12 protein-coding genes and 2 pseudogenes are annotated in these 12,956 nt (G+C 66.8%); 7 read left to right on the top strand and 7 right to left on the bottom strand.

Annotated features, from left to right (window positions below):
- Window positions 1–95 precede the first annotated feature (95 nt).
- The 3 genes and pseudogenes from ACIRPT_RS26645 to ACIRPT_RS26635 all read left to right on the top strand — a co-directional run bounded on the left by ACIRPT_RS26645 (window position 96) and on the right by ACIRPT_RS26635 (window position 1,894).
- The gene (locus tag ACIRPT_RS26645) at window positions 96–641 is read left to right on the top strand and encodes a DinB family protein (protein WP_403831343.1); all 546 of its coding nucleotides are present in this window, start codon (window positions 96–98) and stop codon (window positions 639–641) included.
- Window positions 642–1,024: 383 nt separating this feature from the next.
- Window positions 1,025–1,279 (top strand): annotated as a pseudogene (locus ACIRPT_RS26640) (IS5/IS1182 family transposase); the annotation flags it as partial.
- A gap of 12 nt (window positions 1,280–1,291) precedes the next feature.
- On the top strand, window positions 1,292–1,894 hold the full coding sequence (locus ACIRPT_RS26635; RefSeq protein WP_403831669.1) for an alpha/beta hydrolase: 603 nt from the start codon (window positions 1,292–1,294) through the stop codon (window positions 1,892–1,894).
- A 216-nt stretch (window positions 1,895–2,110) separates the two neighbouring features.
- On the opposite strand, the gene ACIRPT_RS26630 is transcribed toward ACIRPT_RS26635, so the two are convergent.
- The 3 genes from ACIRPT_RS26630 to ACIRPT_RS26620 all read right to left on the bottom strand — a co-directional run bounded on the left by ACIRPT_RS26630 (window position 2,111) and on the right by ACIRPT_RS26620 (window position 4,939).
- Window positions 2,111–2,389: a hypothetical protein gene (locus ACIRPT_RS26630; RefSeq protein WP_403831340.1), complete on the bottom strand. Its 279-nt coding sequence runs from the start codon at window positions 2,387–2,389 to the stop codon at window positions 2,111–2,113.
- Window positions 2,386–3,582: an alpha/beta fold hydrolase gene (locus ACIRPT_RS26625; RefSeq protein ID WP_403831338.1), complete on the bottom strand. Its 1,197-nt coding sequence runs from the start codon at window positions 3,580–3,582 to the stop codon at window positions 2,386–2,388. Before ACIRPT_RS26625 ends, ACIRPT_RS26630 begins: the two co-directional genes overlap by 4 nt.
- 898 nt (window positions 3,583–4,480) lie before the next feature.
- Window positions 4,481–4,939, bottom strand: a complete 459-nt coding sequence (locus ACIRPT_RS26620; protein ID WP_403831336.1) for a carboxymuconolactone decarboxylase family protein — start codon at window positions 4,937–4,939, stop codon at window positions 4,481–4,483.
- Window positions 4,940–5,025: 86 nt separating this feature from the next.
- On the opposite strand from ACIRPT_RS26620, the gene ACIRPT_RS26615 reads away from it, so the two are divergent.
- The gene (locus tag ACIRPT_RS26615) at window positions 5,026–5,901 is read left to right on the top strand and encodes a sigma-70 family RNA polymerase sigma factor (RefSeq protein WP_403831334.1); all 876 of its coding nucleotides are present in this window, start codon (window positions 5,026–5,028) and stop codon (window positions 5,899–5,901) included.
- 395 nt (window positions 5,902–6,296) lie between these two features.
- Entirely contained in the window at window positions 6,297–7,235 is a 939-nt protein-coding gene (locus ACIRPT_RS26610) for a MerR family transcriptional regulator (protein ID WP_403831332.1), read from the top strand.
- A 91-nt stretch (window positions 7,236–7,326) separates the two neighbouring features.
- On the opposite strand, the pseudogene ACIRPT_RS26605 reads toward ACIRPT_RS26610, so the two are convergent.
- A pseudogene (locus ACIRPT_RS26605) lies at window positions 7,327–7,532 on the bottom strand (transposase); the annotation flags it as partial.
- A gap of 186 nt (window positions 7,533–7,718) precedes the next feature.
- Between ACIRPT_RS26605 and ACIRPT_RS26600 the strand changes: the two are divergent.
- Window positions 7,719–8,078: a hypothetical protein gene (locus tag ACIRPT_RS26600; protein ID WP_403831330.1), complete on the top strand. Its 360-nt coding sequence runs from the start codon at window positions 7,719–7,721 to the stop codon at window positions 8,076–8,078.
- A gap of 44 nt (window positions 8,079–8,122) precedes the next feature.
- Here ACIRPT_RS26600 and ACIRPT_RS26595 read toward each other — a convergent pair whose 3' ends face one another.
- A complete protein-coding gene (locus ACIRPT_RS26595) occupies window positions 8,123–8,950 on the bottom strand; it encodes a M55 family metallopeptidase (RefSeq protein ID WP_403831327.1) in 828 nt (275 codons plus the stop codon).
- A 236-nt stretch (window positions 8,951–9,186) separates the two neighbouring features.
- On the opposite strand from ACIRPT_RS26595, the gene ACIRPT_RS26590 reads away from it, so the two are divergent.
- Complete coding sequence (locus ACIRPT_RS26590; protein WP_403831325.1) at window positions 9,187–10,764, top strand: ABC transporter substrate-binding protein; 1,578 nt, start codon at window positions 9,187–9,189, stop codon at window positions 10,762–10,764.
- A 318-nt stretch (window positions 10,765–11,082) separates the two neighbouring features.
- Here the strand turns inward: ACIRPT_RS26590 and ACIRPT_RS26585 are convergent, their stop codons facing one another.
- Together ACIRPT_RS26585 and ACIRPT_RS26580 are read right to left on the bottom strand one after the other, a co-directional pair.
- Window positions 11,083–11,271 (bottom strand): transposase, encoded by a 189-nt coding sequence (locus ACIRPT_RS26585; protein ID WP_403831323.1) that lies wholly within the window; start codon window positions 11,269–11,271, stop codon window positions 11,083–11,085.
- 521 nt (window positions 11,272–11,792) lie between these two features.
- Window positions 11,793–12,833 carry a VWA domain-containing protein gene (locus tag ACIRPT_RS26580; protein ID WP_403831320.1) on the bottom strand — a complete coding sequence of 347 codons (1,041 nt, stop codon included), beginning with the start codon at window positions 12,831–12,833 and terminating at the stop codon, window positions 11,793–11,795.
- Window positions 12,834–12,956 lie beyond the last annotated feature (123 nt).

Raw genomic sequence — 12,956 nt, 5'->3', positions numbered from 1 at the left:
GACTCCGCGCAGGTCCAGTCATGCCGGCCCGCGCACAAGTCCCCGAACCCCACCATGGGTTCCGGGAACGGCCACCCGGAGCCCATGATGCAGGCATGAAGATTCCCGACCGACGGATCGAACTGTTCACCGGCACCGGCAGCGAGCACCGATTCAGCGGCCCCGCGACCGGTGACGAGCGAAGCATGCTTGCGTCCATGCTGGATGCCCAGCGCGCCACCCTGAAGCTGAAGTGCTCGGGCCTTGGACCGGAGTTGGCCCTGCGGTCCGTGGCCCCGTCCTCGCTTTCCCTGCTCGGCCTCGTCCGGCACCTCGCCGACGTGGAACGCCGCTGGTTCCGAGCCGTACTCGCCGGACACGACGTCGAGCTGCGCTTCTCTTCTAAGGACGTCCCCGAGGGTGACTTCGACGGCGCCGCCCCCGAGGCCATCGCCGCATCCTGGGCAGCCTGGCATTCCGAAGTCGCCTTCGCGGAAACATTCGTCGCCGAGGCTTCACATCTCGACGTCGAGGGCCACGACTCCTGGCGGGGCACGGTCTCCCTGCGCTGGGTGCTCATCCACATGATCGAGGAGTACGCCCGTCACAACGGACACGCCGACTTGATCCGCGAACAGATCGACGGAGCGGTCGGGGTGTGATCGAGAGCGGCTGCGCCGGCCCGGCTCTATGGCTCGATCACTGGATCCGCAGCCGCCGACCCGCTCAATGATCACGACTCCGTACAAGCCCTAGACCACGGAAGGGTGGCGCCATCGAATGCGGCCGGCCAGGCGGCTTCGTCGTCCGGCTGCGGCTCAGCTACGCCACCCTCTTCCTCGAAGAGACCTCGACGAGAAGTGGGCTTTCCCTGTCCTGCTCCTGCTCCTGCTCCTGCTCCTGCTCCTGCTCCTGCTCCTGCTCCTGCTGGACAGGGCCTACCAGCAGGGCATCGCCCCCGACGTAGTTCTCCAAGCTCTCAAGCAGCTGGCCGAAACAGCCCGCGACACCGGGCCCCGAGTCATCCGGACCGTCATCGGTCTACCGGGCCCGGCGGCTGTTCGCCGACCTCGGCAAGTACCGCCGCCTCACCCGGACTCGCGGCATCACACCCAAGATCGCCCGCCACGGAGCCTCACATGGTTCCGGCCTGGGCAAGACACGATGGGTGGTCTAGGGCACCTTCGCCTGGCTCCACCAGTTCACACGACTCCGCATCCGCCACGAGATACGCGCCGACCTCCACCTCGGCCTCCTCCAACTCGCCTGCAACATCATCTGCTTGAGGCAACGCAAAACGTCGCTGATCCTGATGGCCCACAACAACGGTCTGCCCAAGGCGCAACCCCGGCTGGTGGCCCGGGCCCGGTACTCCGCGGCGCAAGGCTACGCGGTGGCCACCATCGACGCCGCCGGATGCGGTGAGCGGCCCCATTCCGCCGCCGACGAGCAGGCCCGCGCCGACCTCCGCCGGGCGATGCAAGCCGGCGAGCCGGTCGACGAGATCTTCGAGTCCTTCATCGCCCCGCTGGTCGAAAACGCGGTTCCGGAATGGCGGACCACCCTCGACGCCCTCCTCTCGCTGCCCGAGATCGGCGGCCCGGTCGCGTACTCAGGGTGGACCGCCGTCGGCATTCGCCTTGCGGTGGTCGAGCCGCGCATCGCGGCCGCCGGGTTCTTCGCCGGGGGTTACGTGCCCCGTGCCCAGCGCGAGGAGGCCCGGCAGGTCACCGTTCCGCTGCTGTTCCTGCCGCAGTGGGACGACGAAGGCAACCCCCGGCAACGGGCCCTGGACCTGTTCGACGCCTTCGGCAGCAAGGAGAAGACGCTGCACGCCAAGCTGGGCGGGCACACCGACACCCCGTGGTTCGAGGTGGCGGACGGTGACCGGTTCTTTGGCCGGCACCTGAAGTGAGGCCAGGCCGTCAGGCCGGCAGCAACCGGTAGACGATAGGCGGTGCTGGCTAGGACACCGCACATCGAGGACAGCTTCCGGCCCTCCTCGATGGCGGCGGCCGACAGATGCACAACCGCCCCGATCGCGACGGTCCCGGCCAGCGGCGGTACCGGCCGGTCGGGGCGGCGCTCGGCCACCAGCCCCGCCATCAGCTGGGCACACGCCGTGAGGCACTCAGCCCGTACCTAACGGATCGCCAAGCAGGCGACGGAATCGACCACCAGCGCCCGGGCCGGGCCGGGCGCTGGTGGCCAGCAGCCGGCAGTAGGTACGCATCGCCGCGTTCAGCATCCCGCGGGGGTCGTAGCGAGGCTCGGTGGCCTCGGTGGTTCGGATGACCTCGGTGATCAGGACCTTGGTGGCGGCCGCCCGGTTCGCGGCGATGAAGAAGTGGGGCCCGGTGTCGGACGGCCCCCAGCTCGTCCGCGTGTCGCCCGCGGCCCGAGGCCTCACTCCACTTCCGTCAGCACGCCGTCCGTGTCCATGACCCAGCTTCCGGTCTCGGCGCCGTACACCTTCTTATCTTTGAGCCACTTCCAGGACATGTGCTGCAGGTCCTTGGCGGCCTTCCCTTCCCAGACCGGGTTGTGGTCCCAGCCCTCGACACGGAACATCAGCTTGTTGGCGCCCTGGATCGCCTTGTAGAGCTTCGGTACGGAGAAGTGCAGCACCGGCCCCATCTCCTCCGGCGTGTTGGCCGTTCTGTCCTGGTCCCCGTAGACGATGCACACCGGCACGGCGTTGCCGAGCGTGGAGCCGTGCGGCGCGGTGCTCGTGTTCCAGCCCCACCAGTAGGAGTTGCGCCACCGCATGACGCCCTCGGGCGCCCCCGCGGTCGGGCCGCCCCACTTCTGGCCGGTGCTGTCGCTGTCCATGATGGCCTGCCACACGTCGTCGGCCAGCTTCTTGTCACTGATGGTGGCTTGGAGTCCCGCCTTGCTGGTCAGGTTCATCGGGAAGCCGAAGGCCGCGGGTGGCTTGGACTCGGGCTGCGTGGGCAGAGGCGTTCCGGGAGGCGGAGCGAAGGGTGCGGTGGTGTTCGTCGACCAGCGGCCGTTCGGGGGAAAGATGGGCGCGAGGAGGAACAAGCTCGCCACGTCCCCGGGATTCTGCAGCGTGTAGGGACCCATGACGAACGCGGCCGCGGACCAGCCGATGAAGGCGACCTTCTCGTTGTTGCACCGCGCCCTGATGAACTTGACGACCGTGCTCAGCTCGTCCCATTCGCTCTTGGAGTTGCCCAGTTGGTGCGGGTAGTTGGCCGCCGTCGGAGGGCAGTTCCCCGTACCGGGATTGGTCTTCAGGAGGTCCCGCTGGGCCAGGTTGGTGTTGCACGGGTCATCCATCTTCGGGCGGGGGGAACGCCCGGATCCCTGGAGGTCCATGATGTACACGTCGTAGTGCTGGCCGGCCAGGTCCTGCGCCCAGCTGTAGCTGGTGTCCGGGTGCGGGGAGCTGCCTTGCGGAGGGCGCACGAGGTCGAAGCCGGGGAGGGCCGGAACGCTCCTGCCGTGGAGCATGAGGACCGGCTTGGGGGTGCCGCCGGATCCGGTGCTCTTGTATTCCCGTACGAAGAGCTCGATCTCCTCGCCGGCATTCGCCGGGATGGTCGATGTGTGCTTGACCCGGTGGTCAACGGGATTCATCTGCGACATGGTCGCCTCCAATGGCTGTTCCCTGAGGACGTTGTTCCCAGGGGTGGTCAGCACCTCCGCAGCCGGGCGGTAGGGGGAGCCGGGGCGGCGGGGCGCATGGACAGTGACCTGCAGCGGGGAAGGCTTCCGGATCGGCTGACCCCGATCGTGACTACAGCACGCTTCATGGTGGTCACTCCCCCATCGGCGTCCCTCTTCTCGACCGTAGCGCTACTCATCGGTATCTACCTGTTGGGCAATGGGGCTGACTGCCCCCTGGGCGTCCAGCAGCCCGTACGCCTTCAGCCACCCTAGCGAATGCTCGCGGGGCCAGGCTGACGTGCGGACTGGCCATGAGCGGCCACGGAAGGGCAAATACCACATCCTGAGGCACGAGCTTGCATCCCCCACAGTCGCTCCGCCGCCAACCCGCTGCCTTGAACCCCACTGCGCCTTCTTCCGCACCTGCCCAACCGCGCGACATCGTCAAACCCGCAGCCACACCGACCGACGGGAGACTCGACACACCACCTCCACTACCAGCGCACCCCAGCCGCCTGGCCGGAGACACTGAGCTGCGGGAAGTCGTACCGCACCCTCGCGGCGCCCCGGAGAAACGTGGGCGACTTCGACGCTTCCGGCGCCGGCATAGAACCCGACTGGGTCGTCCGTACGGACTGCTGGGGGCATGTGGAACGCGTCGTGCTCCCCCACGGCCAGGTGCACGAGCACGAGTTACCCGCGGCTGTGGGGAAGGCCGGCGGCCCGCGTTGGCCCGCGTTCGCCGACCAACGCGGGCTCGCCCTCGGCCAGCCGGTGCAGTGGGAGGTAGAGGCACTCGAGCCGATCGAGCCTCAGTTGATCAGCTCAGTCACCACTGCGCGGTCAGCGGGTGAGAGCCACGCTGGGCTCAGCCCCAGGTCTGGCCGGCCGGTTCCTTGATGGTGCGGTTGATTCGGTTGAAGAAGTTGGTCAGCGCGATCTCCAGGTTGATCGCGCCGATCTGCTCCTCGGTGAAATGGGCGTTGGCCTCTTCCCAGATCTCGTCGGTGACGCCCTGCGCGCCATCCTGCAACCGGGTGGCGGCCTCGGCCAGCGCCAGTGCCGCACGCTCCGCATCGGTGTAGAAGGGCGCCTCACGCCACGCCGCTACGTTGTGCAGCCGCTCGTCGGTGTCACCGGCCTTCTTCCCCACGGCGACACCGGCGTAGACACACGCCGAGCAGCTGTTGATCTGACTGGCGCGCAGGTGGACCAGCGCGAGCAGTTTCGGGTCGACGCCCCCGGCCGCGATCGCCTTGTGGAGGTGCTTGACCGCGGTCCACACATCGGGGTTGTTCGTGTTCTTGTTCTTGAGCCGGTTTTCCATGTGCGAGTGCTCTCCTTCATCGGGTTACGTTGCGGGGCTTTCGCCCGTCACCCCTATGACGGAGCAGCTTCCAGGGAGGTAACAACATGCCCGGCACCCATCCCACGGACCCGATCGTCGATGCCTTCGAGTCCCACCGTGACCGGCTCCGAGCCGTCGCCTACCGCATACTCGGATCCCACGCCGACGCGGAAGACGTGGTCCAAGAGGCGTGGCTGCGCCTCTCCCGCCAGGACACTGCCACCATCGACAACCTCGGTGGCTGGCTGACCACCGTGGTCGGCCGCATCAGCCTCGATGTCCTGCGCTCGGGCCGGACGCGCCCGGAAGTCTCCTTCGACGACGAGCCATCGGCGTTCGCCGTGAGGCTCGACGACGCTCCTGCTCCGGAAGAGCTTGTGGCACTCGGGGACTCCGTCGGCCTCGCGCTTCTCACGGTCCTCGACTCGCTGCGTCCGGACGAGCGACTGGCGTTCGTGCTGCACGACGTGTTCGCCGTGCCCTTCGCGGAGATCGGCACCATTCTCGGCAAGTCCGCCGACGCGACCAAAATGCTCGCCAGCCGCGCCCGCAGGAAAGTACGAGCCGCCCAGCATCCGGCGAGCGCCGGACGACAACAACGCGAGGTGGTCCAAGCCTTCCTGGCCGCAGCCCGCGACGGTCAGTTCGAGCAGCTGCTGCAAGTCCTTCACCCCGAAGTGAAGTTCACCGTCCACACCCCGAACGGCACGTTCGTCACGCTCGGAGCCACCGAAGTCGCCACCCGCGCGCGAGTGGCCGGCGGCGCGGCACGAGGACATGCGGCGTCCGTCAACGGCCACCCCGGCGTCATCTCCTGGAGCGCAGACGGCACCCCACTCTCCCTCCTCACCTTCACCGTCGCCGACGGCCACATCACCGAGATCACCGCCGTGATCGACCCGGCCAAACTCGCGCTCATGGACCTGCCGGACCCGGTGTGACTCCGTTGAGCAGGTGGACACGGTGGATCCCGTCGCCCGCAGCCTCGGTGGAGAATTCGTGCACGTTGCCCTCGGATGCGACGATACGTCGCCGCAGGACTCGCCTCACACCCTCACACCAGGCCCGCCACCTGAGAAATTAGGGTGTGGGCCGCACAGCAGCAGCAGTCATGGGACGGTGCCGTGCAGGGGGCGCGTAGCCATAGGCCGCCGGCGAGTGGTGGCACACATGTCGCTGCCCTCGCTCGCCCGGCGCGTGCACGGCGTGTCCGTCGTCCTGGCGGTCAGTGGAAACCACATGACGCATGGTCAGCAACTCGGAGGACGTCTCCGTCGGGGCCGAGCTGGAGGATAGCCTTGAGTCTCCAGTGACTGGAGACAGCAGAGTGGGGGACATGGACGCGACAACCCTCTGCTCGATCGGGGAGCTTTCCCGGCGGACCGGATTGCCCGTGAGGACCATCCGGTTCTACTCCGATGCGGGGTTGGTAGCGCCGACCACCAGAAGTCCCGCCGGCTATCGGCTCTACGACCTCGACGCACTGCTTCGTCTGGAACTCCTGCGCACACTGCGCGAGCTGGGCATGGACCTGGCCACGATCCAACGGGTACTGGACCGCGAGCTCTCGGTGGCGGAAGTCGCCGCGGCGCACGCCGACGCCATGGACGTTCAGATCCGGGTGCTGCAACTGCGTCGGAGCGTTCTGCGAGTAGTGGCCAGAGGCGGGTCCGATCCCGAGGAGATCAAGCTCATGCACAGGCTCACGCAGTTGTCCGGCGAGGAACGCCGACGCTTCATCGACGACTTCATCGATGGCACCTTCGGCACCGTGGATGCCGACCCGGCCGCGGTGGCAATGGTTCGCGCCGCCACTCCCGACCTCCCCGATGATCCGTCCAGCGAGCAGGTCGCCGCGTGGGTGGAGCTCGCCGAGCTGGTCGGCGACGAGGACTTCCGGGCCCGGATGCGCCGGATGGCCATGCGCCAGGCCGCCGGGCACACGCTCCACATCGAGAGCGAGGCCGGCGAGGAACTGATGGAATTCACCCGCCAGAAGGTGACCGAGGCCATGGAGTCGGGCATCGACCCGCTCAGCAACGGGGCCGTACCCGTCATCGACGACCTTGTGCACCGCTTCGCCGAGGTGTTCGCGCGCACCCCTGACACCGAATTCCGCGACTGGATGGCCCGGCAGTTCGACGAGGGGCACGATCCCAGGGTGGACCGGTACTGGCAGCTGGTGTGGATCGTGAACGGCTGGCAGGTAGTACCGAACCTGATTCCGGTCTACCCCTGGCTCATCCAGGCCCTGCGAAACGACCATGACGCATAGTTACCGCAGCGGGTGTCCTCACGCGCGGCCGCCGGTGGGATCGCGGGGCGGGTTGCCCACACGGGGGTGACTGAGCGTCTTACTGACCGTTTCAGAATGCGGTACGTAGTCGTCTCAAGCAGATGATGCTGCAGGCGAGTTCGAGGAGGTCTCGGTGAAGGTCGGTGCGTATCTCGTAGCGGATGCGCAGTCGCTTGAATGGTGGAGCCAGGCGAAACTTCGCTCTACCACCCAGCGGGTCTTGCCCAGGCCGGAGCCATGCGGAGCACCTCGGCGGGCGATCTTCGGGGGGATGCCCTCCAGCGCGACGCAATCCGGTATCCGGCGCCGTCCCGTGCACCGGTGTCTTCGCACTGGACAGGACGGAAGTAGGGGAGCCACTCGCATCCACAGATCGTCGGGCACAAGATCGCCGTTCACCCGTGGCAGCGTGCCGGAACAACGCGGTTGATGTGGGCGTTTCCGAACCGGCACACTCGGCCGATGAGCCAGAGCGCACAGCCAAGCGGTTGGGACGGCCCCTGGTACCGAGTCCACACAGAACAGTTCGAGGCGATGTTCTTGCTTGACGCTGACGAGGACCTGGACGCTGTGAACGACATTGACGTCGAGGTACGACTCCGGGACGGCTCTCGGTGGAGCGCAACCATCTGCACGGTTGGCCGCGTTGAGACGCTGATGGAGCGGTGGGCGACGAGCGGGGAGGCTCTCGGAGGGCGTTACTACTGGTGCCCGGACGGCCTCATCATCCGTGATGCCGGAATCAGCAACATGGTCGAGATACTCGCGGGTCTGGTCGACAACGGCGAGTTCACCCAGGTCCTCAACCGGCTCGACGACTGACTCCGCCTGACGAACCTCCCCGACTCTCATTCCGAAACGATCAGTTAGCCGGGTTTGATGGTCGCGAGCTGTGCGAGCAGCAGGACCAGCCGGTAGGCCTCGGCGAAGTCGGTCGCGCTGAAGGCGACTGTCCGTCCACCTTCAGCGCGAGAGACACCTGGTACAAGTACCGCCAGGTCAACCATGAAGGGCGCAGAAAGGTCGACCTCGACCTCAAGCGGTCCGGCAAGGGCCAGCGGCGCAACCTGAGCACGCCGCGTGATCGCTTCGGCGGCCGCACGGCGCAGCCGTTCCCGCGCTTCTTCGGGGTGCAGGGCGACCGCAGCACCCTGACCGAGGGCTTGCTTGACCGCGACGGTGACTGCGGAGGGGACCAGGTCATGCAGTTCGGCACAGGCTCTGTCGTCGCCGCTGAGCAGCACGACCGACACGTTCAGATGTCCGGCCATGGCGGCGTTGAGGCCGATCTCACCCATGGAACGTCCGGCCACACGCACGTCGAGGATCCCGTCGTTCATGGTGTGTGCCAGGACGGCCGGGCCTCGACCGGCACGGGCGTGATAGCCGACGAGCACAACCGCGTCGGTGTCCTCGTCGAGCCCACCAAGCATGCCCAGTGGGCGCGGCTTGCCACGGACCAGGCGTGCCCGTCGGTCAAGTTGCTCCGGCAGCAAGTTACGGAACGGCCCATGCGCGTCGGCGACCCACACTGCGGCAGTGGGTTCGGCGTCCAGGACGCCGGCTATCGCGCTGTTCGTTTCGGCCGTCATCAATGCGCGAGCGCGCTCGTAGTCGTAGCGATCCGGATTCGTCTCGGTGGGATGCACGACCCCCGAGATGCCCTCCATGTCGACGGAGATCAGCACCTTCATGGGTCACGGAGCTTACACAGGACGCCGCCGCTGTAGCTATTGCTCGCGAACACCCACGAGCACGTCTCTCGCCAAGTGCCGCCGCAACCAGTGCAACAGACGCTGCTGGATGCCAACGTTCCCCGGGTTTTGGATCGAGCCACCAATCACCGGACGCCGTTTCGTCGTTCCCGCTGAATGTTCCTGGCCGACTACGGGCCACTGTGGGGCAACCTTCCTGAGCCCTGGAGCCCTCGATGAGAAGAACCAGAGTGGTCGTCGCGTGCATCGCGGCATCGACACTCCTGGCTTCCGGCTGCGCCACCACCTCAGCCGGTACCAAGGGTGGAGACACCTTCCTTTTTGGAATCAAGACCGACCCCGGGCTGCTCGACCCCGCGCAGGCCCAGACCAGCACCAGCTACACCGCCGTATCCCTGGCCTACGACACACTGGTCAGCATCGACGCGAGCGGCAGAGTCGTCCCCGGTCTCGCCGACACCTGGAAGGTCCGGCCGTCCTCGGTCACCTTCGCCCTCCACAAGGGCGCCACATGTGCCGACGGCACCGCGGTCACCCCGGACACCATCGCCGCGAACGTCCGCTACGTCACCAACCCGAAGAACCACTCCCCGGCCTACGGCATCATTCTCCCCCCGGACATGACCGCGACGCCCGACGATGCGGCGGGAACCGTGACACTTTCCACCCCGCATCCGTTCCCATTCATCCTGCAGTCCACCCGGTACCTCTTCATCGTCTGCGGAGCGGGCCTGAAGGACCGGCGGCTCCTCGCCAAGGGCACCTCCGGCTCCGGGCCGTTCCAGCTCACCTCAGCCAAACCGAACCAGAGCTACACCTACACCCGGCGCAACAACTACACCTGGGGCGTAGCAGGGGCCCCCGCCGCGGACCGACCCGGCAAGGTCGTGCTCCAGGTCCTGCCCAACGAGGGCACGATGGTCAACGAGTTGCTCTCCCACCAGCTCAACGGCGCCCGGCTGGCGGGCTCGGACCGGGCGCGCGTCACGAACGTGCGGGGCCTGACCGCCACCGACCAGCAAGACGGCACCCACGAGTTCTTCTTCCACGAGGGCCCCGGCCACCCGGGCAGCGACCCTGCCGTGCGCAAGGCCCTACTCGCAGCGGTCAACCTGACCGATCTGGGCGCGGTGGTGACTAGCGGCACCGGTCGGCCGCCCACCGGGCTGGTCACCCGACCCCGGCCCTGCCGCGGCGACACCGTCACCGGCCACCTGCCCGGTTACGCCCCGCGCGCGGCCGTCCAACAGCTCGACGCAGCCGGCTGGACCCGGCCCTCGCCGGGTGCGATACGGGTCAAGGACGGAAGGAAGCTGACGATCCGCTTCATCTACCCGTCCTCCGGGGGCGAGGCGATGGCTGCCGCGGCTGAGTACCTGGCCCACGCCTGGAAGCAGGTCGGTGTGGACGTGCGGCTGCGTGCCGTCTCCGACGCCGCCTACTTCCAGGTCGAGGACGTCGAGCAAGACTGGGATCTGAACTGGTCCCCGCTCGGGGTCACCCTGCCCTCGCAGCTGACCGGTCTGATCTCCGGTCCCTTCACGCCCGACGGCAACAACTTCGCCCACCTCAGGAACAAGGCTTACAAGCGCCTGACGGCGAAGGCCGCCACCCTTCCGGGTGCGGCCGGCTGCCCGCTGTGGAACAAGGCCGAGACTGCCCTGTTCGACAACGCCGACATGATCCCGGTCGTGGACAAGACGCAGACCGTGGCCGCCTACGGCGCTACCTTCCGGATCTCCTTGGGGATGTTCTCGCCGACCACGATCCGCATGACGGGAGGCCGCAGATGACCCTGGACGTTCCGGATACCGGCGGGTCTCGTCGCAGCCTTCGACACACTCGGGCCCGCAACCGTCGACGCTGCCACCGGCCGCCTGGTGTGGGCGAGGTGCCGCCCGAGGTGGTGACCACGGATCCCCTCGGCCTGTACCTGCCCGACCGGCGCCCCGAGGCAGCGCAGCCTTCACGCATTGCCACGTAGGTGCGGTAGTGCATTGCTCGAGTGCGCTCGGCATGCGGACCCGTTCCGGGACCGCAACTTCTTGAGCAGCACCTGATGCAGTGGGTCCCGCACACCCGCCTCATTCCCAGGCGGCCAGCCGACACCATCAGGGCACACCCGAGCCGAAGCCCAACTCCTGCGGCAGGTAGTCCCATTGGATGCCGCTGTGCAGCACGAACAGGATCCCGCATAGGGCCAGCTGGTCCGGCACTCCCGGCCGTCCCCCTACCAGCTGCAGTGCCGGTCCAGGCAGCAACAGCTCGCTCAGTGACCACGGTTCATCGGGCCCATCCACGACCACGGCTAACGCTCCCCATGACCACACCAACGAGCAGACAAGCCAGCAGGCCCCTGATCAACCGCTGTTGCCAGAGCCAGTAAGACCGCCTAACTGATCGTTTCAGAACGACGTTCATTGCGCGGCATCGTGTACGTCGTGTGCAAGAGCGTGAGCTGGCAGGATGTTCCGGCTGAACAGGTTGGCTGCAGTGGGGTGACGGCCTGGCACCGGCTACGGGACTGGGCCGGGGGCCGGTGGCCGGTGGCCGGTGTTGTCAGGCGCGACAACCAGCGGTGCTTCGCGCCGGCGCCTACGGCCTGCTTCCGTGGCTGGGACGCGGACCTGGGCTGGGGACGTTCATACCGCAACAGACCTACCTCGGTGACGAGTTCAGCGATTCCACCGGCCGAAAGACCTGTGATCTTTCGGTCGCCGATGATCGCTGAACCTGTCGCGTCCCCCACTACACGACCACGGTCAACGATCAACTCACCGAGGTCTCACCGTCAAAACACCATGCACGAGTTCGTAAGGTGTCAGGCCCTGAACAGTAGCCGGGTGTTCGGTACCAGCTTCCGGTTCACGCTGGTGCTCTGCACAAAAATCGTGAAGTCATCGTTGTGGTCCGGCTTGACGCGAACTTCGGCGTCCGGCAGGCCGAGCAGGGCTCGAGCCTCCGGCCCCGCGTACACCCGGTCCGTCTTCTTCTCCAGCACCGCAATCTGCTTCCGCGCCTGGATCTTCTCCGACTTACTCAGTTGGTAGAACGCACAACCCGTACGGAACGTGTGCCCGCATTCGATGACCCATTCCCGGATCCCCGCTTCGCGAGTCACGGGAATCAGCTGGTACTCGGACGGATCCACCGGGGTGAGCCCGGCTGCCTTTATTGTGTCCTTGTTGACAGCCTCGGCACCCATGGAGAACACCGCGCGTGACCCTCGGATGCCCTGGGTGCGGCCCACCATGAACTTCTCGGTTGCCTGCTGGATGACCTGTCCGGCCTCCTCCAGGCCCCGTGTGCTCGTGGCGTCCCAGACGGCGATGTTGTCCTTCGGGAAGCCGCACTGCATGGCCTCGCGCTTGCCCATCTGGTCCGGCACAAGCACGGCCAGCGTCCAGTTGTCCTCCTGCGTCTCGATCCGCTTGGCCACTGCCTGCACCAGTTCACGCGGATCCCTGCTAGGGGCGTCCTGGCATCGGTGACTTGCGTTTTCCTGCCCGTCGGTCAGTACGAACGTCAGGAAGCTGTGGTCACCGTAAAGCTGAGCGGTCTGCGCCAGCTCCTGCTGCGACTTCAGCGTGGCCGCCAGCAGAGCCGTCATCCCACCGACCCGGTACAACTGCTTCAGGGACGGCATCCGCAGCACGTCCTTGTCGTAGATGACGCACTCCACCTTGTCAGCGAAGACGTACACCGTGACGCGGGTTTCCTGGTCCAGTTCCTTCGAGCGGCGGGCCAGATAGGCAATCTGCTGATCGGCGACTTCGACGACCTTGCGGCTCAGGTGTGACATGGACGAACTGGCATCCAGCACAAGAGCAACGTGGTTGATGTAGTTCTGGCTTCCGGACATGACCGCTCCCCCTCGTCGATTCGATGCACCTACCGTCTCACCCACCACTGACAATCGATCTTGGAGCCGAGTTGGACGCAGACACGAAGGCCGCCATCGGCTGACAACCCGCTCCCTCGACGC

It is taken from the genome of Streptomyces sp. NPDC101227, from assembly GCF_044767545.1.
GTDB lineage: Bacteria > Actinomycetota > Actinomycetes > Streptomycetales > Streptomycetaceae > Streptomyces.
This window is presented reverse-complemented; position numbering and strand designations above follow the sequence as displayed.